Consider the following 21532-nt stretch of genomic DNA (forward strand, 5'->3'; position numbering starts at 1 on the left):
GCATGCACCCCGCAACGTCCCCCACCGCCGGCACGCCGGCCGAACCGCACCACCGTACCCCCGTGCCCCGTCGTCGATTCCTGCGCGGCCTGGTCGCCACCGCCGTCGCCGTACCGCTGATGTTCGGCGCGGCGGCCTGCGGCGACGACGACGCCGGCGCCGACGGCCAGGTCAAGCTCTCCGTCTTCTGGTGGGGCGGTGAGGCGCGGGCCAAGCTCACCGAGGACGCCCTCGCCCTCTACACCAAGAAGCACCCGAACGTGACGTTCGAGAAGACCTGGCAGGCCAACCAGGGCTACTTCGACAAGCTGGCCACCCTCACCGCCGGCGGCAACCCGCCCGACCTGTTCCAGATCGACGACAACTACCTGGCCGAGTACGCCGGCCGCAGCACCGTGCTCGACCTCAAGAGCTACCAGGACTCCGGCAAGCTCGACGTGTCGAAGTTCCCCAAGAGCCTGCTGGAGTACGGCGTCGTCGACGGCAAGCTGGCCGGGGTGGCCGCCGGCGAGAACACCCAGGGCCTGGTCTACAACAAGACCCTGCTGGCCAAGAACGCCCTGCCCGAGCCGACCACCGGCCAGAGCTGGGAGGAGCACATCGCCTGGGCCGAGCAGGTGGCCAAGAAGGCCAAGGTCCCCGGCACCCAGGACCCGAGCGCCGACTACAAGGCGTTCTGGGTGTGGCTGCGCCAGCAGGGCAAGGACCTCTACAACGGCAACGACCTCGGCTTCACCGCCGAGGACGTGACGACGTGGTTCGAGCTGTGGAAGGGTGCCCGGGACCGGGGTGCCACCCCCACCCCCGACGTGATCCATGAGGGCAACGCCAGCGACGTGACCAAGCAGCTGGTGGTCACCGGCAAGGCCGCGACCTCCTGGGTTTGGGTCAACCAGATGCCTGACCTGAAGAAGAACACCAAGGACGAACTGGGTGTGGTGGCGTACCCGGGTGACCCGAGCGCCCAGTGGGCCCGCGCCTCGATGTACTGGTCGGTGTTCAAGGGCAGCAAGCACCGGGACACCGCCGTCGACGTGATCAACTTCCTGGCCAACGATCCGGAGGCGGCGGCGCTGCTCGGCACCGACCGGGGGCTGCCGTCGAACATGGACCTGCGGGCCACGGTCAGCGAGACGGTGACCGACCCGGCGATGAAGCAGTCCATCCAGGTCGAGACCGAGCTGGCGCAGAAGTTCGGCCAGTCGCCGCAGGTGCCCATCAAGGGACACAGCAAGGTCAAGTCCGAGCTGGTCAAGGCCGCCGAGAACGTCCAGTACCAGCGGGCCAGCCCGGCGCAGGCGGCGGAGCAGTTCATCGCCGCCTGCAAGTCCGCGATCGCCTGACCGACCCGTCGCGGACGACGAAAGGAGCCGGCCCGTGGCCCTCACCACGGCGCCCGGCCGGACCGGACGCACCGGTTCCGCCCGCCCCCGCGCCAACCGGCGTCGGGGCGGGCGGGACCGGCACGCCGAAGGACTGGCGGGCTACGTATTCCTCTCGCCCTGGCTCATCGGACTGATGGGCGTCACGGCGATCCCCATGCTGCTCTCGCTCTGGCTGAGCTTCACCAACTACGACATCCTCACCCCGCTGTCCGAGGTGCAGTGGGTGGGGCTGGCCAACTACGAGCGGATGTTCACCGCCGACCCGTCGTACTGGCACGCGGTCCGGGTCACGGTGACCTTCGCCCTGGTGGCCGTCCCGCTGAAGCTGGCCACAGCCCTCGGGGTGGCGCTGCTGCTCAACAAGGCGTGGCGCGGGGTGGGCCTGTTCCGGGCGCTGTTCTACCTGCCGTCGCTGCTCGGTGGCAGCGTCGCGCTGGCCATCGTCTGGGTCAACATGTTCAACCGGGACGGCGCGTTCAACTCGTTCCTCGCGCTGTTCGGCATCGAGGGACTGCCCTGGGTCAGTGACCCGGACTGGGCGTTGCAGACCCTGATGGTGCTGGCCATCTGGCAGTTCGGCGCGCCCATGGTGATCTTCCTGGCCGGGCTCAAGCAGGTGCCCACCGAACTGTACGAGGCCGCCTCCGTCGACGGCGCCGGCCGGTGGTCGCAGTTCTGGCACGTCACCCTGCCGATGCTCTCCCCGGTCATCTTCTTCAACCTGGTGCTGGAGACCATCAACGGGTTCCAGGGTTTCACCGCCGCCTTCGTGCTCAGCAACGGCACCGGCGGGCCGGTCGACTCCACCCTGATGTACACCCTGAAGCTCTACATCTCGGGCTTCACCGACCTGGAGATGGGCTACGCCTCCGCGATGGCCTGGGTGTTCCTGATCGCGATCGGCCTGATCACCGTGGTCTTCTTCAGCACCGGGCGGTTCTGGGTGCACTACTCCGACGGGGAGAAGTGATGGTGGCGGTGACCTCGACGGCGCGGCGGCCCGGCCGTCGCCGGCAGGGCGGCCGGCAGGCCGTACGGCTGCTGGTGCTGATCGTGATCGTGGCGGTGGTGCTCTACCCGCTGCTGTGGATGCTGGGCACCTCGGTCAAGTCGCAGGAAGAGATCGTCAACAACATCGGCCTGCTGCCCGAGCGGTTCACCCCGGGCAACTACACCGCCGGCTGGGGCAACTTCGACCTCAGCTTCGGCACGTTCTTCCTCAACAGCGCCATGGTCAGCCTGTTGACCGTGGTCGGCAACGCGGTCTCCTGCCTGCTCGCCGCGTACGCCCTGGCCCGGTTGCGGTTCCGGCTGCGGGGGGTCTGGTTCGCCGTCATGATCGGCACCCTGCTGCTCCCCGGCCACGTGCTGATCGTGCCGCAGTACATCCTGTTCCGCAGCCTCGGCCTGGTCGGCGGGGAATGGCCGTACCTGCCGCTGCTCATCCCGCAGTTCCTGGCCACCGAGGCGTTCTTCGTGTTCCTGATGGTGCAGTTCATGCGGGGCATCCCGCGCGAACTCGACGAGGCCGCCAAGATCGACGGGGCCAGCCCGTACGGCATCTTCCGGCACGTCATCCTGCCGCTGAGCCGCCCCGCGCTGGTCACCACCGCGATCTTCTCGTTCATCTGGACCTGGAACGACTTCTTCCGGCAACTGGTCTTCCTGTCCAGCCTGGACGACTACACCGTGCCCGTCGCGCTGACCCTGTTCATCGACTCCACCAGCCAGAGCGCGGTCGGCCCGATGTTCGCCATGTCGGTGCTGTCGCTGCTGCCGGTGTTCCTGTTCTTCCTGGCCTTCCAGCGGATGCTGGTCGAGGGCATCAACACCAGCGGACTGAAGGGATGACCGCCGCCCCGCTGGCACAGCAGGACGCCGTACCGGCCCGCCGGGACTGGCGCGACACCCTGCGCGACGCCACCGACCTGGCGCTGCTCGGGTTCGCGGTGACGCTGGCCGCGCTGCCGGTGCTCACCCTCGCGCCGGCCCTGGCCACCGCCAGCGCCGCCGTGCACGACCGGTTGACCCTCGGTGGCTGGCCGGACCTGCGCACCACGCTGGCCCGGTTCGGCCGGGCCCTGCCCTCCGGGCTGGCCGCCAGCGCCGTCGGGCTGGCCGTCGCCGCCGCGCTCGGCGTCGACCTGGTCGCGCTGGCCACCGGTCGGGTGCCCGGAGGCGGCGTCGCGCTGGCCGGCACCGCCGTGGTCACCGCCGCCCTGGCCGGGTACGCCGGGCTGACCGTGGTGGCGATCGGTCGTACCGGCGGGCGGGGCTGGCGGGGCGCCGCCCGGGTCGCCGCCCGGACCGGCCTGGCCCGGCCGGGGACCTGGGCGGCGGCCGGCGGGGTCTGCGCGGTGGCCGCTCTGTTGGGGATACTGGTCACCCCGGTGGCGGTGCCGATCCTGGCCGGCTACGCGCTGGCCGCCCTGCACGCGGTCGCCGCCCGCCGGCCCACCGCCCGGATGGAGGCACCGTGACCGGTCACCCCCACCCCGCCCCGACCGGTCCCGGCCCGGCCCCGACCCGCGCCGCCCCGGACCCGGCCGGCGGCGATCCCCGGTCGCACGTCGACGGCGATCCCCGGCTGCACGTTGGCGACGTCGAGGTGGCCCGGTACGTGCTGCGTCCCGACCTGGACCCCCGGCACGGCCCCCGGCCCTACCTGCACCCGGTACGGACACTGGCCGGCACCCCGGTCACCGACGCCCTGCCCGCCGACCACGTCTGGCACCTCGGGGCGTCGCTCGCCGTGCAGGACGTCGACGGCACCAACCTGTGGGGCGGCCGGACGTACGTCCGGGACGCCGGCTACACCTGGCGCGACGACCATGGCGTCATCGCGCACACGCACTGGCGGGAGCGCGCACCGGACCGGCTGGCACACGTGTTGCAGTGGCGCGACCGCGACGGCGGGGTGCTGCTCACCGAGCACCGCCGGCTCGCCGCGACCCCGGTGACCGCGGACGCCTGGGCGCTCGACGTCGACTACACCCTCACCGCCCCGGCCGGGCGTGACGTCCACCTGGGCAGCCCCGCCACCAACGGTCGGCCCGGCGGGGCCGGCTACGGCGGCTTCTTCTGGCGGGCCGTCGCCGACGGCGAGTCGGTCACGTTCACCGCCGACGCCGACGGCGAGCAGGCCGCCAACGGCAGCGCCGCCCGCTGGGTCGCGCTCACCGGCGTCGCGCCGGGCGGTGGGGCGTACACCCTGGTCTTCACCGGGCTGGGGCTCGGCGACAGGTGGTTCGTGCGGACGGCGATGTACCCGGGTGTCTGCGTGGCCTTCGCCTTCGACCGCCCGGCGGTGGTGCCCGGCGACGGCCGGCGGACCGGCCGGCACCGGGTGCTGGTCGCCGACGGGGTACGCGACCGGGCCGGCGTCACCGCCCTGCTCGCCGCCGCGGAGCCGGGGTGACCGGCGCGACGCCGCCCGGCCCGGAGGTGGCCACCGTCGGCGAGTCGATGGTGGTGCTCGGCCCCGACCCGACGGGGCCGCTGGACCGGGCCGACCGGCTGGGTGTCTCGGTCGGCGGCGCGGAGTCCAACGTGGCCTGCGCGCTCGCCGCGCTCGGCCACCGGACGGCCTGGGTCAGCCGGGTCGGCGACGACCCGTTCGGCCGGCGGGTCCGGCGGCACGTCGCCGCCACCGGGGTGGACACCAGCCTGGTCACCGTCGACCCGGCCGCCCCGACCGGCGTCTACCTCAAGGACCCGACGCCCGACGGCACCGCCGTGCACTACTACCGCTCCGGGTCGGCGGCCTCCCGCCTGCACCCGGGGGTGCTGGACGAGCCGGCGCTGGCCGGGGTCCGGCTGCTGCACCTGTCCGGGGTGACCGCCGCCCTCTCGCCGTCCTGCGCGGCCCTGGTCCGCCGGGCGGTCACCGACCGGCCGCTGCCTGCCGCCCGGGTCACCTTCGACGTCAACCACCGGGCCCGGCTCTGGTCGGCGGCGACCGCCGCACCGGTGCTGCGCGGGCTCGCCGACGCCGCCGACGTGGTCCTGGTCGGCCTCGACGAGGCGCACACCCTGTGGGGCGTCACCGAGCCGGCCGCCGTGCGCGACCTGCTGCCCGGCCCGGAGTTGGTGGTGGTCAAGGACGCCGCCGTCGGGGCCACCGCGTTGCCCCGCGGCGCGGCGGCCGTCTTCGTACCGGCACTGCGGGTGCCGGTGCACGAGCCGGTCGGGGCCGGCGACGCCTTCGCCGCCGGCCTGCTGTCGGGGCTGCTGCGTGGCCTCGACCTGGACCGCTGCCTGCGGCTCGGGCATCTCTGCGCGGCCCCCGCCCTGACCGTCGCCGGGGACACCGCCCCGCCGCCGCGGCGGGCGGTGGCCGATCGGCTCCTCGCGCTGCCGGCGTCGGACTGGGCGAGCCTGGACCTGGTCGCCGCCGGCCTGCTCCCCACCCCCGCCACCGGAAGGAACGGTCGATGACCGCGCACGACTTCGCACCCCTGTTCGGCACCGCACGGGTGATGGTGATCCTGCGGGACCTGCCGCCGACGGAGACCGTCCGGCTCGCCGAACGGGCCTGGAACCTCGGCATCGACGTGGTCGAGGTGCCGATCCGCACCCCGGACGCCATCCTGTCCCTGCGGGCTGCGGTGGAGGCCGGCAAGGACCGGGGCCGCCGGGTCGGGGCCGGCACGGTGCGCACCCCGGCCCAGGTACGGCAGGCCGCCAGCGCCGGCGCGGCGTTCACCGTCGCCCCCGGGCTGGACCTGGCGGTGGCCGACGCGGCGGTCAGCTACGGCATCCCGCACCTGCCCGGGGTGGCCACCCCCACCGAGGCGCAGCTCGCGCTCGACCACGGGCTGATCTGGCTCAAGGCGTTCCCGGCGGTCAGTCTCGGTCCCCGGTGGTTTACGGCGATGGCCGGCCCGCTGCCGGAACTACGGTTCGTGGCGACCGGGGGGATCGACGCGGGCAACGCCGCCGACTTCCTCGCCGCCGGGGTGCGGGTGGTGGCGGTGGGGTCGGCGCTGTCCGACCCCCGGCAGATCGACCGGCTCGCCGAGCTGGCCGCCACGCCGGCCTGAGCTGCGGCGTGCCGGCCCTCGACCCGCGACGGGCCGCAGGGGCGACGAGGCGCGACGTCGTGCCGGGGGCCGCCGGTCAGGCCGGGGCGGGGCCGAGGCTGTCCCGGACGACCAGGGTGGCCGGCAGCACCTCGACCCGGGACCGGTCGGCAGGCGGCCCCAGGGCCAGGGTCATCGCCCGCGCGCCCAGCTCCACCAGCGGCAGCCGGACGGTGGTCAGCGCGGGGGTGACGTCGGCGGCGACCGGCATGTCGTCGAAGCCCACCACCGAGACCTGGCCGGGGACCGACACGTCGCGGGCGCGCAGCAGGGTCAGCGCGCCGACGGCCATCGAGTCGTTCAACGCCACCAGGGCGGTCAGTCCGGGGACGGCGTCGAGCAGTTCACCGGCCGCGCGGGCACCCCCGTCACGGTCGAAGTCGGCGTAGCGGATCCGATCCTCGGGCAGCGGGTGGCCGCCCTCGGCGAGCGCGGCACGCAGCCCGTCGAGCCGGTCGGTGATCGTGGTCAGCACCTGTGGGCCGGCGACCACGCCGATCCGGGTGTGCCCCCGGCGCAGCAGTTCCGCGCCGAGCAGCCGGCCGCCCTCGGTGTTGGCCGGCATCACCGCGTCTCCGGGGTGCTCGTGCCGGCCGACGACCGCCACCCGGCCGCCGGTGGCCTCGTAGGCGGCCAGCTTCTCGGCGAGCCGGGCGGTGAAGGTGGCGTCGTGGTAGCCGGAGCCGGCCAGCACGATCGCGGCGACCTGCTGGGCGCGCAGCAGCTCCACGTACTCCAGCTCGCGTTCCGGGTCGCGGTAGCTGTTGCAGATGATGACCAGCCGGCCGTGGTCGGTGGCGACCCGTTGCAGCCCCCGGGTCAGCTCGGCGAAGTACGGGTCGGAGACGTCGTGTACCACCACGCCGACCACGCTGCGCTGCGGCCGGGCCAGCAGTTGGGCGTGTGCGTTGGGCACGTAGCGCAGGTCGGCGACGGCCCGCAGCACCCGTTCGCGCAGCTCGTCGGCGACCGGCTTGCTGCTGCCGTTGATCACCCGGGAGGCGGTGGCGGGGGAGACCCCGGCGCGGCGGGCGACATCGGCCAGCGTCGCCATGGGCACCCCCGAAAGTGTCCGGGCCCGGTCGGGGCCGCGCGGTAGCGGACAGGTTACCGCAACGGGCGACGGCGGCCTCTTGCCCGTGGTGGAGCGGCCACCTAGGCTGCTAGGAAAGCGCTTACCTATGTGATGTGCAAAGGGGAAGGACGACCATGACCCGAAGGTCGATCGGCATCATCGTCAACGGCGTCACCGGTCGGATGGGCTACCGCCAGCACCTGGTCCGCTCCCTGCTCGCCCTGCGCGAACAGGGCGGCCTGGCGCTGGGCGACGGCACCCGGATCTGGCCCGAGCCGATCCTGGTCGGCCGGGACGAGACCCGGCTCCGGGCGGTCGCGCAACGGCACGGCCTCACCGACTGGACCACCGACCTCGCCGCCGCCCTCGCCCGCGAGGACGTGGAGATCTACTTCGACGCCCAGGTGACCCAGCAGCGGGAGAAGGCCATCCGCCAGGCCATCGACGCCGGCAAGCACATCTACACCGAGAAGCCGCTCGCCGAGTCCAGCGCCGCCGCGTGGGAACTGGTCCGCGCCGCCGACGCCGCAGGCATCCGCACCGGCGTCGTCCAGGACAAACTCTTCCTCCCCGGGCTGCGCAAACTCAAGCGGCTGATCGACGGCGGGTTCTTCGGCCGCATCCTGTCCGTGCGCGGCGAGTTCGGCTACTGGGTCTTCGAGGGGGACTGGCAGCCCGCCCAACGCCCCTCCTGGAACTACCGCGCCGAGGACGGCGGCGGCATCGTGATGGACATGTTCCCGCACTGGCAGTACGTGCTGGAGGAACTGTTCGCCCCGGTCCGGGCGGTCACCTGCGTGGCCGCCACGCACGTCCCGCAGCGCGTCGACGAGGCCGGCCGGCCCTACCCCGCCACCGCCGACGACGCCGCGTACGGGATCTTCGAACTCGACGGCGGGATCATCGCCGCGCTCAACTCGTCGTGGACCACCCGGGTGCACCGCGACGAACTGGTCGAGTTCCACGTCGACGGCACCGAGGGCAGCGCCGTCGCCGGCCTGCGCCGCTGCCGGATCCAACACCGGGCGGTCACCCCCAAACCGGTGTGGAACCCCGACCTGCCCGCCACCGAGGACTTCCGGGCCCAGTGGACCGAGGTGCCCGACAACGAGGAGTTCGACAACGGCTTCAAGGTGCAGTGGGAGGCGTTCCTGCGGCACGTCGTCACCGGCTCCCCGTTCAGCTGGGACTTCCTGGCCGGCGCACGCGGCGTGCAACTGGCCGAGCTGGGGCTGCGCTCGGCCCGGGAGGGCCGCCGGGTCGAGGTGCCGGAGCTGTCCCGGTGACCGCCGTCGTCCGGCTGCCCGACGGCGGCACCCACCGGCTGCGCGGGGGCGCGGGCCACGAGCGCCCCGCCGGCCCATCAACCACCCGGATGGCGTACGCCGCCGCGCACGTCGTCGCCGACCCGCGTGCGGAGAACGTCCCGGGCGCCCCGGCCGCCGTCGACTGGGACACCACCCTCGCCTTCCGCCGGCACCTCTGGTCGTACGGGCTGGGGGTGGCCGAGGCGATGGACACCGCCCAGCGCGGCGCGGGCCTGGACTACCCGGCCACCCGGGAGCTGATCCGGCGCAGCGCCGCCGAGGCCGGTGCGGTCGGCGGCCGGATCGTCGCCGGGGTCGCCACCGACCAGCTCCCACCCGGCCCGGCCACGGTGGACCAGGTGACCCGGGCGTACGCCGAACAGCTCGCCGACGTCACCGCCGCCGACGCCCGCCCGGTGCTGATGTGCAGCCGTCACCTGGCCGCCGCCGCCACCGGCCCCGACGACTACCTGCGGGTGTACGACGACCTGCTCACCGCCGCCGACCAGCCGGTGGTGCTGCACTGGCTCGGCGACATGTTCGACCCGGCGCTGGCCGGCTACTGGGGCTCGACCGACCTCGACGAGGCCACCGAGACGGTGCTGCACCTGATCAAACAGCACCAGCGCAGGGTCGACGGGATCAAGGTGTCCCTGCTCGACGCCGACCGGGAGGTCGCGCTGCGCCGCCGCCTGCCCGCCGGGGTACGCCTCTACACCGGCGACGACTTCCACTACCCGGAGCTGATCCGGGGCGACGGGCAGGGCCACTCCGACGCCCTGCTCGGGGTCTTCGCCGCCATCGCGCCGGCCGCCGCCGCCGCGCTCGCCGCCCTCGACGCCGGTGACCTGGACCGTTACGACGCGGCGTTCGCCCCGACCCTGCCGCTGGCCCGGCACCTGTTCGCCGCGCCGACCTGGTTCTACAAGACCGGCATCGTGTTCCTGGCCTGGCTGGCCGGGCACCAGGAGCACTTCACCATGCTGGCCGGGCAGCAGTCCGGCCGGTCCCCGGCCCACCTGGCCCGGCTGCTCGTCCTCGCCGACGCCGCCGGGCTGCTGCCCGACGCCGACCTGGCCGCCGCGCGGGCCCGGGCCTATTTCACCGTGGCCGGGGTGGCCCAGTGACCGCCGCCCGCACGCCGTCCGACGACCCGGCCCGGGTGGTGGTGACGCCGGGGTTGGAACGGTTCTCGTTCAACCAGGCCACCGCCCAGCACTGGCCGCTGCGGGAGGCCGTCGCCGGCTGCGTGGCGGCCGGGGTGCCCGGCATCGGCCTGTGGCGGGAACCCGTCCAGGAGTACGGGGTCGACCGGGCCGCCCGGCTGGTCCGCGCCGCCGGGCTGACCGTCACCTCACTGTGCCGGGGCGGGTTCTTCACCGCACCCGACTGGTGGGACGAGAACCGGCGGGCGATCGAGGAGGCGGCCACCCTCGGCACCCGCGAGCTGGTGCTGGTCTCCGGTGGGCTGCCGTCGGGCAGTCGTGACGTCGACGGGGCCCGCCGGCAGGTCGCCGACGCCGTCGCTGCGCTCGCCGACGAGGCCGCGGCGGCCGGGGTACGGCTCGCCATCGAACCGCTGCACCCGATGTTCAGCGCCGACAGGTGCGTCATCGCCACCCTCGGCCAGGCGCTCGACATCGCCGAACGGTTCGACCCCGCCGTGGTCGGCGTGGTGGTGGACACCTACCACGTCTGGTGGGACGACACGGTCTACGCACAGATCGCCCGCGCCGGCAAAAGGATCGCCGCGTTCCAGGCGGCGGACTGGGTGACCCCGCTGCCGGAGGGGGTGCTGCTCGGCCGGGCGCTGCCCGGGGCGGGCTGTGTGGAGCTGCGCCGGCTGCGCGAGGCGGTCGACGCCGCCGGGTACGCCGGGCCGGTCGAGGTCGAGGTGTTCCAGGCGGCGCTCTGGTCCCGCCCCGGCCCGGACATCCTCGCCGCCACCATCGATGCCTACCGGGGGCACGTGTCCTGAGCGGGCCTCCGGTGGACCCTGAGCGGGCCCGCCGTGGGGTCCCGTCGGCCTGCCGGACGGAGGGAAGGCGATACCGCGGTGGACTGATATGCCTGTCCGTCATGAATATGACGGACAGGCATATCAGTCGGTGGCACATCATGTCCCACCCCGCCGCAGCCCAGCGGCGCGACCAGCCGGCGGCCGGGCCGAGTCACCGGACGGTGGCGGTGGCGCGGACGGCCTTGACGACGGCGGGGATGGAGCCGACCAGCAGGACCAGGCCCCAGACGAGGGCCACGACGGCGAAGACCAGCGCGCCGACGTCGTCGAGGATGCTGACCAGGATCACCGGGACCAGCCGGTGCAGGAACTCCAGCAGCACCGTGCAGACCAGGGTGGTCAGCGCCAGCAGGACGAGTCCCTTGTTCTGCAGGAACCGGGGCTGGGCGAGCAGCAGCAGCCCGGCCCAGACCAGCTTCAACGCCAGCACCAGGCCGAGCAGCAGGCTGGCCTCGCCGACCGGGAAGAATCCCCACAGCGCCAGGTAGGCCAGCGTGCCGAAGGGCACGGCCAGCAACAGCGACACCATCACCGTCAGCTCGACGAAGACGGTCACCAGCAGCACCAGCGACGCCAGGATCAGCAGGACGGCGAAGACCAGGGTGGCCACCCCCTGCACCCGGCCCTGCACCCGGTCGGAGAGCAGCAGGCTCAGGCAGAACAGGCCGGTCGTCCAGAGCGCCACCACGTCGACCAGCGCCAGATAGCCGGTGCCCCGGCCGGAGGGCTCACTGATCCGCCCCACCTCGCCGACGTCCACACCCAGGTCCCGGGCACCGCTGAGCAGCGCCCCGCCCGCGTCGCCGCCGCCGGTGAGCAGCGACGAACCCCACTCCAGTCCCACCACCAGCGTTATCGCCAGCAGCGCCAACAGCAGGAACGGTTTACGCAGCTCACCCATGCCGGGTCACCTCCCGGCCCGGCGTCACCGCGAACCGGGGCACCGACCGACGGCGGGTCACGAGGTGGCGATGGTGACGGTGCACGAGACACCTCCCGGGCAGCCCAGGCCGACCTCGGTGGCCCGGTCGACGGCGATCGTCGCGACGGCGTCACCCCCGTCGGCGGGCGTGACGTCGTCGCGGATGGTCAGGTCGGCGTCGCTCGGCGCGGGGGCGGTGACCGCGAAGGCCGCCCCGCTGCGCAGCACCAGGGTGCGCAGCCCGCCGGGGTCGTCCACCCGCAGCGCGCAGCCGCCGACGAAGGAGAGCACGTCGCCGGTACGGTCGCAGTCGGCCCGTACCGTCGCCGGGTCCACGGTGGCGCCGTTCCCACCGAGCCGGCCCAGCCAGCCCGGCGCACCGGGGTCGGCCGGATCACCGCGACCGGCGTGACCCAGCCCGAGCGCGCCGACGAACCCGGCGACCAGCAGCACGGCGACCATCACCAGCAGCAGTTTCTGCCGGCCGGTCACGGCCGGCCCGTCGGCTCGGGCAGCTCGGTGAACCGGACCCGGTCCACCCCGGCGAAGTACCGCTCGGTGCCCTGGGTCCGGCCGACCGCGATCAGGGTCAGGGTGTGCGTGCCCCGGCCGAGCCGTACCGTGCCGACCTCCTCGACGTCGCGCAGCGCGGGCTGCTTCGAGAAGCCGAGGAAGGTACCGCCCACCTGTATGCCGTCGATCTGCCAGATGGTGTTGGCGTAGTCCGCCGAGGTGGTCCGGGACGCGGCGAACGACCAGGTGGCGTCCACCGGCAGGGTGACGGTGAGACTGACCCGGTCACCCGCCGCCAGCCCCTGGAGGAACAGTTGCCGGCCACCGGAGAAGGCCAGCCCGCAGCAGTCGGGCTGCTCCACCACCTTCACCGCGGCGCCCGCCGGTGACTCCGTCTTCGCCCCGGCCAACAGGGTCTCCGCCTCCACCGTCACCACCCGGGCGGCGGCCGGTGGTGGGGCGGCGTCCGGGCGGCTGAGCAGGTAACCGACCACCGCGCCGACCAGCACCACCAGCGCCACCGCCGCCGCGATCCACGGCCACGGGGCCCGCCGGGGCGGGGCGACCGCCCTGACCTCGTACGTCACCCGGCCGCTGGCCCGGGAGCTCTCCTCCGGCGCGGTGTTCGCCGAGTAGGCGAAGCCGGTCATGTCGTACCGGCGGGGTGCGGTGCCGGCCGGGACCGCCAGGCGGACCAGGAACGACACCGAGTTCTGCCCCGGCACCACCCGTTGCGGTTCGGCCACCGTGAACCAGCCCCGTTGGCTGCCCTCGCCCGGCGCGACGTCGAAGACCACGGTGTCCGGCGCGCCGCCGGGATTGGAGACGGTGAAGGTCAGCTCGCCCCGGTTGGCCGGGTCGAGGGTGAACTGCTCGGCGGCGGCGACGACGGCCCATTCGGTGGTCATGACGGCTCCTCAGACGACGGTCCGGGCGGGGGAGGGGAACCCGGGGCGGAGCCGTCGGCGAGGACGACCTCGGCGGTCACCGCCGCCGGTTTCTCCGCCGCGACGATCCGGGTCACCACGGTCAGCAGCCCGGCCGCCGCCTGCGGCACCCGGACGACCAGGTGGAACGGCCGGTCGGCCGGCTCGTCCAGGACGAACCCGGTGACCCCGGTGGCCAGTTCCAGCGCGGTCCGCATCCCGTACGGGGTGCCCCGCCAGCGGGCCAGCAGCGCGCCGTGCGCGACCAGGTCGCGTAGCCGGCCCACGGGCAGCGGCGGCGGGGCGTCCGGCCGGGGCGGGCCGAGCACGTGGTCCATCGCCACCCAGCGGGTCAGGTAGCCGGCGAACCCGGCCGGCGTGCGGTACGGGTCGAACAGCACGTCCACGTCGGCGAGCAGCGCCTCGTCCGGGGCGTGCAGCGTCTCCATCACGTCCAGCAGGGCGGCCAGGACGCTGCCCGGCCCGGCGGCCCGCTGGTAGGCCGCCGGCAGCAGCCGTTCAATCGCGGCCCGGCGCATCGTGCCCCACCACCTCGATGTCGTGCCCGCCGGAGCAGAGCAGCCAGGTGTCGGGGACGGTCACCACGTCGGCGGTGGCCTGGTTGGCGCTGGGTGTCCAGTCGACGGCGTCGCCGCTGCGGTACACCCCGCGTTCGCCGCCGGCCAGGATCAACCGGGCGCCGCCGGTACCGGTGGCGCTGCCGGCGATCGCGTCCACCGGCACGAACCGGGTCCGGTCGCGCAGCGGCAGGCCGCAGTTGACCACCACCGGCTGCCACTGCGGCTGCGCGGCCAGGGTGTCGAGGCGGACCACCCCGCCGCTCTGCGTGGCCGCCACCGCCAGGGTGCCGACGAAGGCGAGGTCCCGGCAGGTGCCGCCGACCCAGCCGGCCTGCACCTGCTGCCACTTCACGTCGGACTCGAACAGCCGGGTACGGTGGCAGCCCTGCCCCGGTTTCTTCGGGTCCGGTTCGCCCGCGCCCGCCCACAGCAGGGTGGCCGGGCCGTCGTACTGCACGGCGAGCACCCGGTTGTCCACGTTGGCCAGGCCGACGTGGGTGAAGCTGCCGGGGCGGCCACCGGCGGTGGACAGGTAGACGCCGAAACCCGCCTGCGCCGCGACCGCCACCCCCGGCGCGCCCCGCTCCGAGACGAACGCGCGGACGGCGTAGAAGCCCCGGTCGGCGTCGGCCGGGTCGACCAGGATCTGCAACGGCACCGCCCCGGGCAGCAGCGACACCTCGTACAGGCCGGTGTCGGTGGCCAGCAGCAGCGCGCCCGCACCGTCCCGGTCGATCCAGGCCAGGTCGGTGATCCGGGAGTCCAGGCCGGTCAACGCCGACCAGGTCTCGCCGAGGTCGGTGCTCAGGTGCACCCGGGAGCCGCCTGCGGCCCGGGTGGTCACCACCGCCACCGCGCCGGGTCGGGCCAGCACCCCGGGACGCACCGGAGCCGGGGCGGGGGCGACCCGCAGCACCGTCTCGTCGTCGTCGAACCGGCCCGCCGGTTCCCAGCCCACCCCCGCGTTGGACGAGCGGAACAGCACCGGGCCCCGGCCGGCGTACCAGGTGCCGGGCTGGTACTGGTCGACGGCGACGGCGCGGACCTGCGCGTCGGGTGCCTCGTCCACCACGAACCGGACCGACTCGACGTAGCGCACCCCCGGCTCGGCGTGCTCCAGCATCCGGTACACGTTGGACGCGCGGAGCGGCTCACCGAACGCCCAGCCGGTCGGGTTCAGCGCGGTGGGCAGCGGGCTGAGCGTCTGGTGCAGCCGGTCGTGGATGCGCCGGCGGACCGCCTCGACGTCCTCCTCCGGCCGGACCACCACCCGGGCCCGGATCGACACCGCCTTGTAGCGGGCCCAGCCGGCCCGGCAGCTGGTGCCCAACGCCCGCCGTCGGTCCAGGTCCGCCTCCACCCGGCGGCGGGACTCCTCCACCTCGTGCGCGCGCAGCACCGTCACCGGCAGCCGGCCACCTGGCCGGGCCTCGTCCGGCACGTACGGCACCAGCACCACCTCGACCTCACCGGGGCGGGCGAAGCTGTACACCGCCGACCGGGTGAACGCCCGCGCCCGGGACACCCCGCCGGAGCCGGCGGCGAGGATCTCGAAGTCCCGGGCGGTGACCGCGCGTTGCTGGGCGAAGAACTCGTACGGGCCCCGGACCAGCGCCGATTCGAGGCTCTCCAGCTCCCGTCCGCCACCTGCCGGTGCCGGGTTCTCCGTCCGTACCCCGGGCAGCGGGTCCCGCAGGGTGGTCAGGGTGCCGGCGGCGACGTTGCCGGTCCGGCCACCGCCGGCCCGGTACCACAGCCGTATCCGCGCCCCGGCCGGCGGCACCGCCGCGACGGTGACCGGCCCACCGCCCGCCCGTGTGCCGGCGGGCCCCGGGACGCCCGGTCCCACGTCGGCCGGTGCCGGGCCGGGCGGGTCGGCGGCGGGTGGGCGCAGGTCCAGCGCCGGGGCGAAGGTGACCAGCCCCGAGCAGCGGTCCACCAGGTAGACCTTGGCCTGCGGGCCGACCCCGGCGAAGCTGTCCACCGGCCGCCACACCTCGTACGTGGCCCCCTCGTGTTCCCGGGCCACCGCGCCCAGCTCCACCGAGCCGGCCGGCACCTCCACCCCGAGCAGCAGGTCCCGCGGCTCGGCGGTACGCGCCAGCGGCGACCGGGCGGCCCGCAGCGCCTGCCCCGGCTGGCCGGTGCCGACGCCCAGCAGTTCCGCCTCGACCGGTTCACAGTGGTGCATCCGGACGGTCACCTCGTCGGCGTCCGCCGGCAGCAGCGCCGGCTCGGTGGTGACGAAGACGACGGGCCTGGGGTCGACGCCCCGGGCCGCGGCGACCCGGGTGCCCGCCGGGATCCGCACCGCCGCCCGGTCACCGCCGGTCCGGACGAACCGGACGTCGGCCCAGGCCGCCGTCGGGGCGTGCCGGGTGACCCCGAGCAGGTTCAGGAACTGCACGTACGCCTTCTCCGGCAACTGGTTCAGCCGGAAGATCATCACCTCGGTGAGGTGCGCGAACGCCTCCACCAGGGCGATGCCCGGATCGTGTGCGGACAGGTCGGTCCAACCGGGGCAGGACTGCCGGATGCGGTCCCGGGCCTCGGTGACCAGATCGAGGAAGGTGCGGTCGTCGAGGTGCGGCACGGGCAGCGTCATGACCCGTCCCCCTCGGTCGGCCGACCGGCGGCCCGGTGCGCGGGCGGGTCGGCGTCGGCGGGGAGCAGGTCGACGGAGAGGACCAGCTGACCGGGGGAGAGGCTGGCCCGCACCCGGTAGTCCAACCTGATCACCAGCCGCCACGGGTCGTCCGGGTCGGGGCCGGCGTCCACGTCGATCACCTCGATCCGGGGCTCCCACCGGCGGATCGCCTGCCGTACGTAGTGGATGGCCAGCCCGGCGGTGGTCTCGTCGTTCGGCGCGAACACCAGCCGGTGCAGCCGGGAGCCGTACCCGGGGCGCATCAGCCGCTCGCCCGGCGTGGTGGACAGCAGCAGGTACAACGCCTGGCGTACCGTCTCGTCGCCGTCGGTCACGGCGAGCCCGCCGGTCGCGGTCAGTGCCAGGCCCCCGGCGCGGCCGGCGTCGAAGCCGGCCCCGACGAACCGCAACGCCCTCATCGGTCGGCCTCCACCAGGCGCTGCCGGGCGTCGTGCACGGTGTGCCGGACCAGGTTCGGCGGGGTGCCGTCGGTGAACCCGGCCAGGTGCGACAGCACGATCCGCCGCCCGTCGACCCGCAGCCAGCCGCTGTAGCCGACCCGCACCGCGAGGGTCTTCGCGCACGGTTTGACCGTCGGCCCGTAGTTGGGGCAGGCCACGATGTCCCGCCCCACCGGGTCGTCGTCGACCAGCACCGGCGTCCCGGCGACGGTCAGCCAGCCCTGCGACGCCCGGTTGGTGACCCGGCCGTCGTGGTCGCAGGCGATCAGCGAGTCGAGGGTGATCCAGCGCATCAGGCACCTCCGGAGTGGGCGCGGGCGAGCGTGCCGGCCTGTTGCCTGGCGGTCGCCGCGTCCTCGGTCGCGTCGGCGTGCAGGAAGTCGACGCTGCGGGCCCGCACCACCAGCGCCCGGCCCGGCGCGGAGAGCACCAGGTCGGTCGCGGCGTGCAGGGTGGTCAACTCGGGGGTCAGCTCCAGGAAACTGCCGACGTCGGTGGCCAGCCGCAGCGTGCGCGCCGCGTCGTCGACCACGATGGTCTGACCGCTGCCGGTCCGCACCGACCAGCGGCCCGCCCGTCCGTCGGCCACCCCCGCGTCGTACGGGGTGACGGTGCCGAACAGCGAGCCCAGCACCACCCCGGCGACCGGGTCACCACCCGGCAGGGCCAGCAGCACCGTGTCGTCCGGGTCGGGCAACGCCACGATGCCCTTGTCCCGTCCGGCCCCCGGGCAGAGCACGGCCAGCCAGCCGGCGTCCAGGTCGCCGTACCCGGGCAGCCGCACCCGGACCCGGCCGAGCCGCTGCGGGTCGTCGACGGCGGTGACCACCCCGAGGGTGACCACCGCCCCGCCGGCCGTGACGTGCGGCGGGGCGGGCGGCGGGGCGGTGGCGAACCGGGTGAGGTGGCCGCTGCCGTCGACGGTGTGCACCACCTCGGTGAGGACGTACACCCCGGCCAGGTCGTCGGCCACCCCGCCCAGCGTGACCCGCCGGCCGGGACGCAACGCCGGGTCACCCGCGGCGACGCCCTCGGCGGTGACCAGCGCGGCCACCCGGTCGTCCAGGCCGGCCTGGGCGAGCGCGGCCAACTCGTCGTCGCTGCGGCCGGGCTGGTCCAGCAGGGTCCGTACGCCGTCCGCGCCGACCGCCGCCGGATCCGGGCGCAACGGCACCCGCCGGCCGCTGCGCGCGGCGTCGACCCGGTGGCCGAGCGGCTCGGCCCGCTGCGGATGCCAGCCCAGCGCGGCGCTGCCCCCGGCGGCCCGGTCCAGGTTGGCGGCCAACCGCACCGAGTGCAGCGTCCGGCCCAGGGTCAGCGGCACCGGCTGGCCGTGCCCGTCCAGGGTGACCAGCCGTACCCGGTCACCGTCGACGGCCAGGTGCAGACCGGCCCGGCCGGCCACCTCCCGCAGCAGCTCCAGGTCGCTGTGCCGGTGCTGGAGCAGCCGGTCCAGCCGGGGCCCGTCGACCTCGGCATCGACGGCGAGTCCCACCGCGCCACACAGCTCCCGGGCCAGGTCGGCGGCGGTGACCGCCTCGAAGACCCGTAACTGCTGCCGCTTGCGCAGCCGGTGCAGCAGGTCGTAGCCGCGCCAGCGGGACAGGGCGGTGCCGTCGGCGGCGTACTCCACCTCGACGCAGGTGACCTCCCCGGTGAACAGCAGGTCGTCGCCGAGCCGGACGGTGAGCGTCGCGCCGGTCGGCACCGCCGGACCGGGACCGGGACCCCGCGCCCCCGGGCCGGGGTCGGCGGCGTACACCACCTCGCACTGGGTGGGCTGGTCGAGGCGGGCGGCCACCCGCACCGACCGGATCCGGCGGTCCGCCGCGCCGCCCAGCGGCACGCCGTCGAGGGACACCGACGGGCGGGCGCTCACCGCAGACCCCCGTCGGCCGGCGCCGGGCCGGTCCCGCCCGCGCCTGCCACCGCCGGTGCCGGGGCGGGCTGCGGCGCGGTGGGCGGGGGCACCGCGAGGGCGGTCCCGGCCGGCACACCGAACGGGTCGGTGATCCGGTTGTGCTCGGCGAGCAGCCGCCAGCGCAGCGGCGAGCCGAGCGCGTCGTGGGCGAGCAGGTCGAAGCGCACCCCGGAGTAGCCGGGCGTGGCCGTACCGTCCCCGGCCGCCACCACCGCCTGCCCGGGGGGTGTCCCGGGCGGGGTGGCGGCGGCCAACTCCTCGGCGAAGCCCTGCTGCGCCTCGTCGGCCGACTCGGCCACCCGCAGCAGCTTCATCCGCAGCCACGAGCGGCGGGGCGAACCGGTACGGGTGAACACGTCGAACCGTTCGGCGACGGCCACCACCACCCCGGGCACGTTCCACGTCTTGCCCCAGACCAGCCGGACCAGCGGCGGGCGCTGCCAGCCGTGTGCCACGGCGGAGTTCTCGGCCAGCATCCACAGTGGCCGGGTAAGGATCCGCACGTCCCCGGGCCGGGTCGGCCCCTCCACCAGGTCGGTGTCGAAGAGCAGGTCCAGCACCAGTTCGGTACGACCGCCGCCGGTGAAGGCCAGTGGGTCGTCGGCCAGCCCGATCCCGGTGAGCCGCCCCTCGGCGCTGCCCTGCGGCCGTACCCCGGCGATCCGGGTGACCTGAACGGTCTGCGGGTTGAGCAGGCAGTCGATCCGTACACCTGAGTCGTCGACCAGGAAGGCGACCCGTTCCATCAGTACCCCCGCTGTTCGGCGTCGAGCCTGGCGTCCCGGGCGTCGTCCCGGGCGGTCCCCGTCGGCCGTCGCCACGGCCCGTCGTCGGGCAGGGCCGGCCACGGGTCACCGGCCGGGACCGGCACGTCCTGCGGCCACCGGGTCGCGGTGGCCCGCCGGGTCACGGTGCCGCGCCCGGTTGCGCCGCCGGCGGGGCCCGGGTGGGTCCCGCCACCGCGCCAGCCGCCGGGGTCCGGGTCACCCGTCCGGCCGGGGTCCGGGCGGCCCCAGCCGGCCGGGCGGCCGGGTGCCGCGTCGCCGGCCGCCGCCACCGCGTCGGTCCGTCGACCGTCGACCGGCCGTCGCCCGGTGCTGGTTGCGGCCTCCGCCGCCCGACCGGGTTCGGGGCGGTCCGGCCACCCCCGACCGGGGGCCGGCGACGGTACGTCCGGGGTCCGGTACCGCCCGCCGCCCGGTAGGGGCGTACCCCGGTCGACGTCGGAAGGCGGACGGTGCCCCGCCCACCCGCGTGGATCAGACGCCTGCGCCCCGGGTGCGGCGGCCCACCCCGGGTCGCGTCCCGTCCCCGACCTCGGGCCGATCTCCGTCACCGGCTGCGGACCGGCCCCCGTCGCCAGTTCCGCACCGGCCCCCGTCGTCGGCTCCGGGCGGGGTCGTGTCGTCGGGGGGCGGGGCGGGGTGGTCCGTCGCCGGCCGGGTCGGCGCAGCCACCCGAGCCCGGCACGTGCCGTCCACTCCGGACCGGGTGGCGTCGCCACCCCGGTGGGCCGCGCTTGCGGGCTTGGCCGGGCCGTCGCCGCCGGATCCGGGTCGTGCGCCGTCGCCGGGTCCGGGTCGTGCCCCGGAGGCTGATGCACAGGGTGCGCCGTCGTCGGATGCGCCGTCGCCGGGTCCGGGTCGTGCACCATCGGCGGGTGCACGCGGTGGCCCGCCGATCCGATGGTCGGGGTGGCCGCCGTCGGGCCGCCGGATCGGGGGAGGTGGGTGCCGGTCACCGGGCTCGGCACCGGCGACGACCCCCACGGCGCGGTAGGCGGGGCGGGGGCGGGCGGCGGCACCGCGACGGGCGGGTGTGCGGGGTGCCGGTCGGCGGTGGGGGCACCGGGGTCGGGCGGGGGCTCGGCGGACGCCGGGGTGGGCTGTCCGCGTACCCCCGGATGGGATGCGGGCCACGGGCCGGCGGCCGACGGCGGGCCCGGCGGGTCGGCGGCCGGCCCGACCAGGTCGTGCAGCAGGCCGGGGGCGTGCGCGGCGACCGTCCGCAGCCAGTGGTCCGGTGGCTGCCCCGGCCCGCGCGGCAACCAGTGGTCCGGTGGCCGGGCCGGCCCGCCCGGCACCGGGGCCGGCCCGGCCCACCGGGCGGCGGGGTCGGTGCCGGTGAACGGCGTGGCCGGGGCGGTCGGCTGGGCGGCCGGTGCGGGGGCCACCGCGTCGGCGGCGGCCCGCAGCCGGGTGGCCAGCCAGTCACGCGGTCGTGGACGCCGCGGCACTGCCGTCCTCCAACTCCAGCCCCTCGTACGCCAGGGTCAGCGCCACGATCGCGATCTCCTGGGACAGGGTGTGCAGGTGGGCACCCCGCCACCGCATCGGCCACGCGTTGATCAGGTTCCAGCGCAGCACCTCGGCGGTGCCGGCGGCGTCCAGCAGCACCACGGACACGTTGCGGCGGCTCACCGTCCCGGTCGCCGCGCCGTGCACCCAGTCCCACAGCTCACGCGAGGGGGTGAGGCCGAAGTGCAGGGTCACCGGCGCGTAGTCGACCTGCCCCGGGACCGACCGGACCCGGTCGTTGCCGGCCTCCCGGTAGGACAGCCGGCCGATCGTCATCTCCAGGCCGCTGACCTCGGTGAAGTGCCCGTTGGTGATGCCGTTGATGAGCAGTTTGAAGTGGTACGCCCGGTACGGGTCGACCGGGGCGCCGGGTTGCGGGGTGGCCGGGGTCGGCAT

22 protein-coding genes are annotated in these 21532 nt (G+C 75.1%); 10 read left to right on the forward strand and 12 right to left on the reverse strand.

Translation table 11 applies throughout. The features are described from left to right. Positions 1–2: 2 nt before the first annotated feature. From ACN267_RS07090 to ACN267_RS07120, 7 genes are read left to right on the forward strand one after another with little or no spacing between them, the layout of a single operon-like run. On the forward strand, positions 3–1343 hold the full coding sequence (locus ACN267_RS07090; protein ID WP_204960555.1) for an ABC transporter substrate-binding protein: 1341 nt from the start codon (positions 3–5) through the stop codon (positions 1341–1343). A 34-nt stretch (positions 1344–1377) separates the two neighbouring features. Beyond that, complete coding sequence (locus ACN267_RS07095; RefSeq protein ID WP_421488231.1) at positions 1378–2355, forward strand: carbohydrate ABC transporter permease; 978 nt, start codon at positions 1378–1380, stop codon at positions 2353–2355. Next, the gene (locus ACN267_RS07100; RefSeq protein ID WP_421488232.1) at positions 2355–3236 is read left to right on the forward strand and encodes a carbohydrate ABC transporter permease; all 882 of its coding nucleotides are present in this window, start codon (positions 2355–2357) and stop codon (positions 3234–3236) included. Before ACN267_RS07095 ends, ACN267_RS07100 begins: the two co-directional genes overlap by 1 nt. After that, positions 3233–3865, forward strand: coding sequence for a hypothetical protein (locus ACN267_RS07105; RefSeq protein ID WP_421488233.1), 633 nt, complete (start codon positions 3233–3235; stop codon positions 3863–3865). Before ACN267_RS07100 ends, ACN267_RS07105 begins: the two co-directional genes overlap by 4 nt. After that, positions 3862–4803, forward strand: coding sequence for a PmoA family protein (locus ACN267_RS07110; RefSeq protein ID WP_421488234.1), 942 nt, complete (start codon positions 3862–3864; stop codon positions 4801–4803). The genes ACN267_RS07105 and ACN267_RS07110 overlap by 4 nt, the downstream gene beginning before the upstream one ends. Next, on the forward strand, positions 4800–5822 hold the full coding sequence (locus ACN267_RS07115; RefSeq protein WP_421488235.1) for a sugar kinase: 1023 nt from the start codon (positions 4800–4802) through the stop codon (positions 5820–5822). Before ACN267_RS07110 ends, ACN267_RS07115 begins: the two co-directional genes overlap by 4 nt. After that, on the forward strand, positions 5819–6427 hold the full coding sequence (locus ACN267_RS07120; RefSeq protein ID WP_204960559.1) for a bifunctional 4-hydroxy-2-oxoglutarate aldolase/2-dehydro-3-deoxy-phosphogluconate aldolase: 609 nt from the start codon (positions 5819–5821) through the stop codon (positions 6425–6427). Before ACN267_RS07115 ends, ACN267_RS07120 begins: the two co-directional genes overlap by 4 nt. Before the next feature lie 76 nt (positions 6428–6503). Here ACN267_RS07120 and ACN267_RS07125 read toward each other — a convergent pair whose 3' ends face one another. Continuing rightward, the gene (locus ACN267_RS07125) at positions 6504–7520 is read right to left on the reverse strand and encodes a LacI family DNA-binding transcriptional regulator (RefSeq protein WP_204960755.1); all 1017 of its coding nucleotides are present in this window, start codon (positions 7518–7520) and stop codon (positions 6504–6506) included. A 155-nt stretch (positions 7521–7675) separates the two neighbouring features. Between ACN267_RS07125 and ACN267_RS07130 the strand changes: the two genes are divergently transcribed. Genes ACN267_RS07130 through ACN267_RS07140 form a run of 3 tightly spaced genes read left to right on the forward strand, consistent with a single transcriptional unit; the run spans position 7676 to position 10826 of the window. Then, positions 7676–8827 carry a Gfo/Idh/MocA family protein gene (locus ACN267_RS07130; RefSeq protein ID WP_421488236.1) on the forward strand — a complete coding sequence of 384 codons (1152 nt, stop codon included), beginning with the start codon at positions 7676–7678 and terminating at the stop codon, positions 8825–8827. Next, positions 8824–9975, forward strand: a complete 1152-nt coding sequence (locus ACN267_RS07135; RefSeq protein WP_204960561.1) for a dihydrodipicolinate synthase family protein — start codon at positions 8824–8826, stop codon at positions 9973–9975. The genes ACN267_RS07130 and ACN267_RS07135 overlap by 4 nt, the downstream gene beginning before the upstream one ends. A 53-nt stretch (positions 9976–10028) precedes the next feature. Next, positions 10029–10826 (forward strand): sugar phosphate isomerase/epimerase family protein, encoded by a 798-nt coding sequence (locus ACN267_RS07140; protein ID WP_204960756.1) that lies wholly within the window; start codon positions 10029–10031, stop codon positions 10824–10826. Between the two features lie 193 nt (positions 10827–11019). Here ACN267_RS07140 and ACN267_RS07145 read toward each other — a convergent pair whose 3' ends face one another. From ACN267_RS07145 to ACN267_RS07195, 11 genes are read right to left on the reverse strand one after another with little or no spacing between them, the layout of a single operon-like run. Further along, a complete protein-coding gene (locus tag ACN267_RS07145; protein WP_421488237.1) occupies positions 11020–11769 on the reverse strand; it encodes a hypothetical protein in 750 nt (249 codons plus the stop codon). 57 nt (positions 11770–11826) lie between these two features. Beyond that, positions 11827–12282: a hypothetical protein gene (locus tag ACN267_RS07150; protein WP_421488238.1), complete on the reverse strand. Its 456-nt coding sequence runs from the start codon at positions 12280–12282 to the stop codon at positions 11827–11829. Then, entirely contained in the window at positions 12279–13211 is a 933-nt protein-coding gene (locus ACN267_RS07155; protein WP_204960564.1) for a hypothetical protein, read from the reverse strand. The genes ACN267_RS07150 and ACN267_RS07155 overlap by 4 nt, the downstream gene beginning before the upstream one ends. Next, complete coding sequence (locus ACN267_RS07160; protein ID WP_204960565.1) at positions 13208–13768, reverse strand: phage tail protein; 561 nt, start codon at positions 13766–13768, stop codon at positions 13208–13210. Before ACN267_RS07160 ends, ACN267_RS07155 begins: the two co-directional genes overlap by 4 nt. After that, positions 13749–16415 carry a putative baseplate assembly protein gene (locus ACN267_RS07165; protein WP_421488239.1) on the reverse strand — a complete coding sequence of 889 codons (2667 nt, stop codon included), beginning with the start codon at positions 16413–16415 and terminating at the stop codon, positions 13749–13751. The genes ACN267_RS07160 and ACN267_RS07165 overlap by 20 nt, the downstream gene beginning before the upstream one ends. Beyond that, positions 16412–16876 (reverse strand): GPW/gp25 family protein, encoded by a 465-nt coding sequence (locus ACN267_RS07170; protein WP_204960567.1) that lies wholly within the window; start codon positions 16874–16876, stop codon positions 16412–16414. Before ACN267_RS07170 ends, ACN267_RS07165 begins: the two co-directional genes overlap by 4 nt. Continuing rightward, a complete protein-coding gene (locus ACN267_RS07175; protein WP_204960568.1) occupies positions 16873–17211 on the reverse strand; it encodes a hypothetical protein in 339 nt (112 codons plus the stop codon). The genes ACN267_RS07170 and ACN267_RS07175 overlap by 4 nt, the downstream gene beginning before the upstream one ends. Beyond that, positions 17211–18797: a phage baseplate assembly protein V gene (locus ACN267_RS07180; RefSeq protein WP_421488240.1), complete on the reverse strand. Its 1587-nt coding sequence runs from the start codon at positions 18795–18797 to the stop codon at positions 17211–17213. Before ACN267_RS07180 ends, ACN267_RS07175 begins: the two co-directional genes overlap by 1 nt. Further along, entirely contained in the window at positions 18794–19585 is a 792-nt protein-coding gene (locus ACN267_RS07185; RefSeq protein WP_281897057.1) for a hypothetical protein, read from the reverse strand. Before ACN267_RS07185 ends, ACN267_RS07180 begins: the two co-directional genes overlap by 4 nt. Then, positions 19585–21075, reverse strand: a complete 1491-nt coding sequence (locus tag ACN267_RS07190; protein ID WP_421488241.1) for a hypothetical protein — start codon at positions 21073–21075, stop codon at positions 19585–19587. Before ACN267_RS07190 ends, ACN267_RS07185 begins: the two co-directional genes overlap by 1 nt. Then, entirely contained in the window at positions 21050–21532 is a 483-nt protein-coding gene (locus ACN267_RS07195) for a phage tail protein (RefSeq protein ID WP_204960571.1), read from the reverse strand. Before ACN267_RS07195 ends, ACN267_RS07190 begins: the two co-directional genes overlap by 26 nt.

Source organism: Micromonospora sp. WMMD734 (assembly GCF_049178975.1).
Taxonomy (GTDB): Bacteria; Actinomycetota; Actinomycetes; order Mycobacteriales; family Micromonosporaceae; genus Micromonospora; species Micromonospora wenchangensis.

Coding starts and splice junctions, on each gene's coding strand:
- ACN267_RS07160 (WP_204960565.1), bottom strand. CDS start 13,768: ATGCGCCGGGCCGCGATTGAACGGCTGCTGCCGGCGGCCTACCAGCGG.
- ACN267_RS07125 (WP_204960755.1), bottom strand. CDS start 7,520: ATGGCGACGCTGGCCGATGTCGCCCGCCGCGCCGGGGTCTCCCCCGCC.
- ACN267_RS07155 (WP_204960564.1), bottom strand. CDS start 13,211: ATGACCACCGAATGGGCCGTCGTCGCCGCCGCCGAGCAGTTCACCCTC.
- ACN267_RS07185 (WP_281897057.1), bottom strand. CDS start 19,585: ATGGAACGGGTCGCCTTCCTGGTCGACGACTCAGGTGTACGGATCGAC.
- ACN267_RS07105 (WP_421488233.1), top strand. CDS start 3,233: ATGACCGCCGCCCCGCTGGCACAGCAGGACGCCGTACCGGCCCGCCGG.
- ACN267_RS07195 (WP_204960571.1), bottom strand. CDS start 21,532: ATGCCGACCCCGGCCACCCCGCAACCCGGCGCCCCGGTCGACCCGTAC.
- ACN267_RS07170 (WP_204960567.1), bottom strand. CDS start 16,876: ATGAGGGCGTTGCGGTTCGTCGGGGCCGGCTTCGACGCCGGCCGCGCC.
- ACN267_RS07175 (WP_204960568.1), bottom strand. CDS start 17,211: ATGCGCTGGATCACCCTCGACTCGCTGATCGCCTGCGACCACGACGGC.
- ACN267_RS07120 (WP_204960559.1), top strand. CDS start 5,819: ATGACCGCGCACGACTTCGCACCCCTGTTCGGCACCGCACGGGTGATG.
- ACN267_RS07130 (WP_421488236.1), top strand. CDS start 7,676: ATGACCCGAAGGTCGATCGGCATCATCGTCAACGGCGTCACCGGTCGG.
- ACN267_RS07100 (WP_421488232.1), top strand. CDS start 2,355: ATGGTGGCGGTGACCTCGACGGCGCGGCGGCCCGGCCGTCGCCGGCAG.
- ACN267_RS07090 (WP_204960555.1), top strand. CDS start 3: ATGCACCCCGCAACGTCCCCCACCGCCGGCACGCCGGCCGAACCGCAC.
- ACN267_RS07165 (WP_421488239.1), bottom strand. CDS start 16,415: ATGACGCTGCCCGTGCCGCACCTCGACGACCGCACCTTCCTCGATCTG.
- ACN267_RS07145 (WP_421488237.1), bottom strand. CDS start 11,769: ATGGGTGAGCTGCGTAAACCGTTCCTGCTGTTGGCGCTGCTGGCGATA.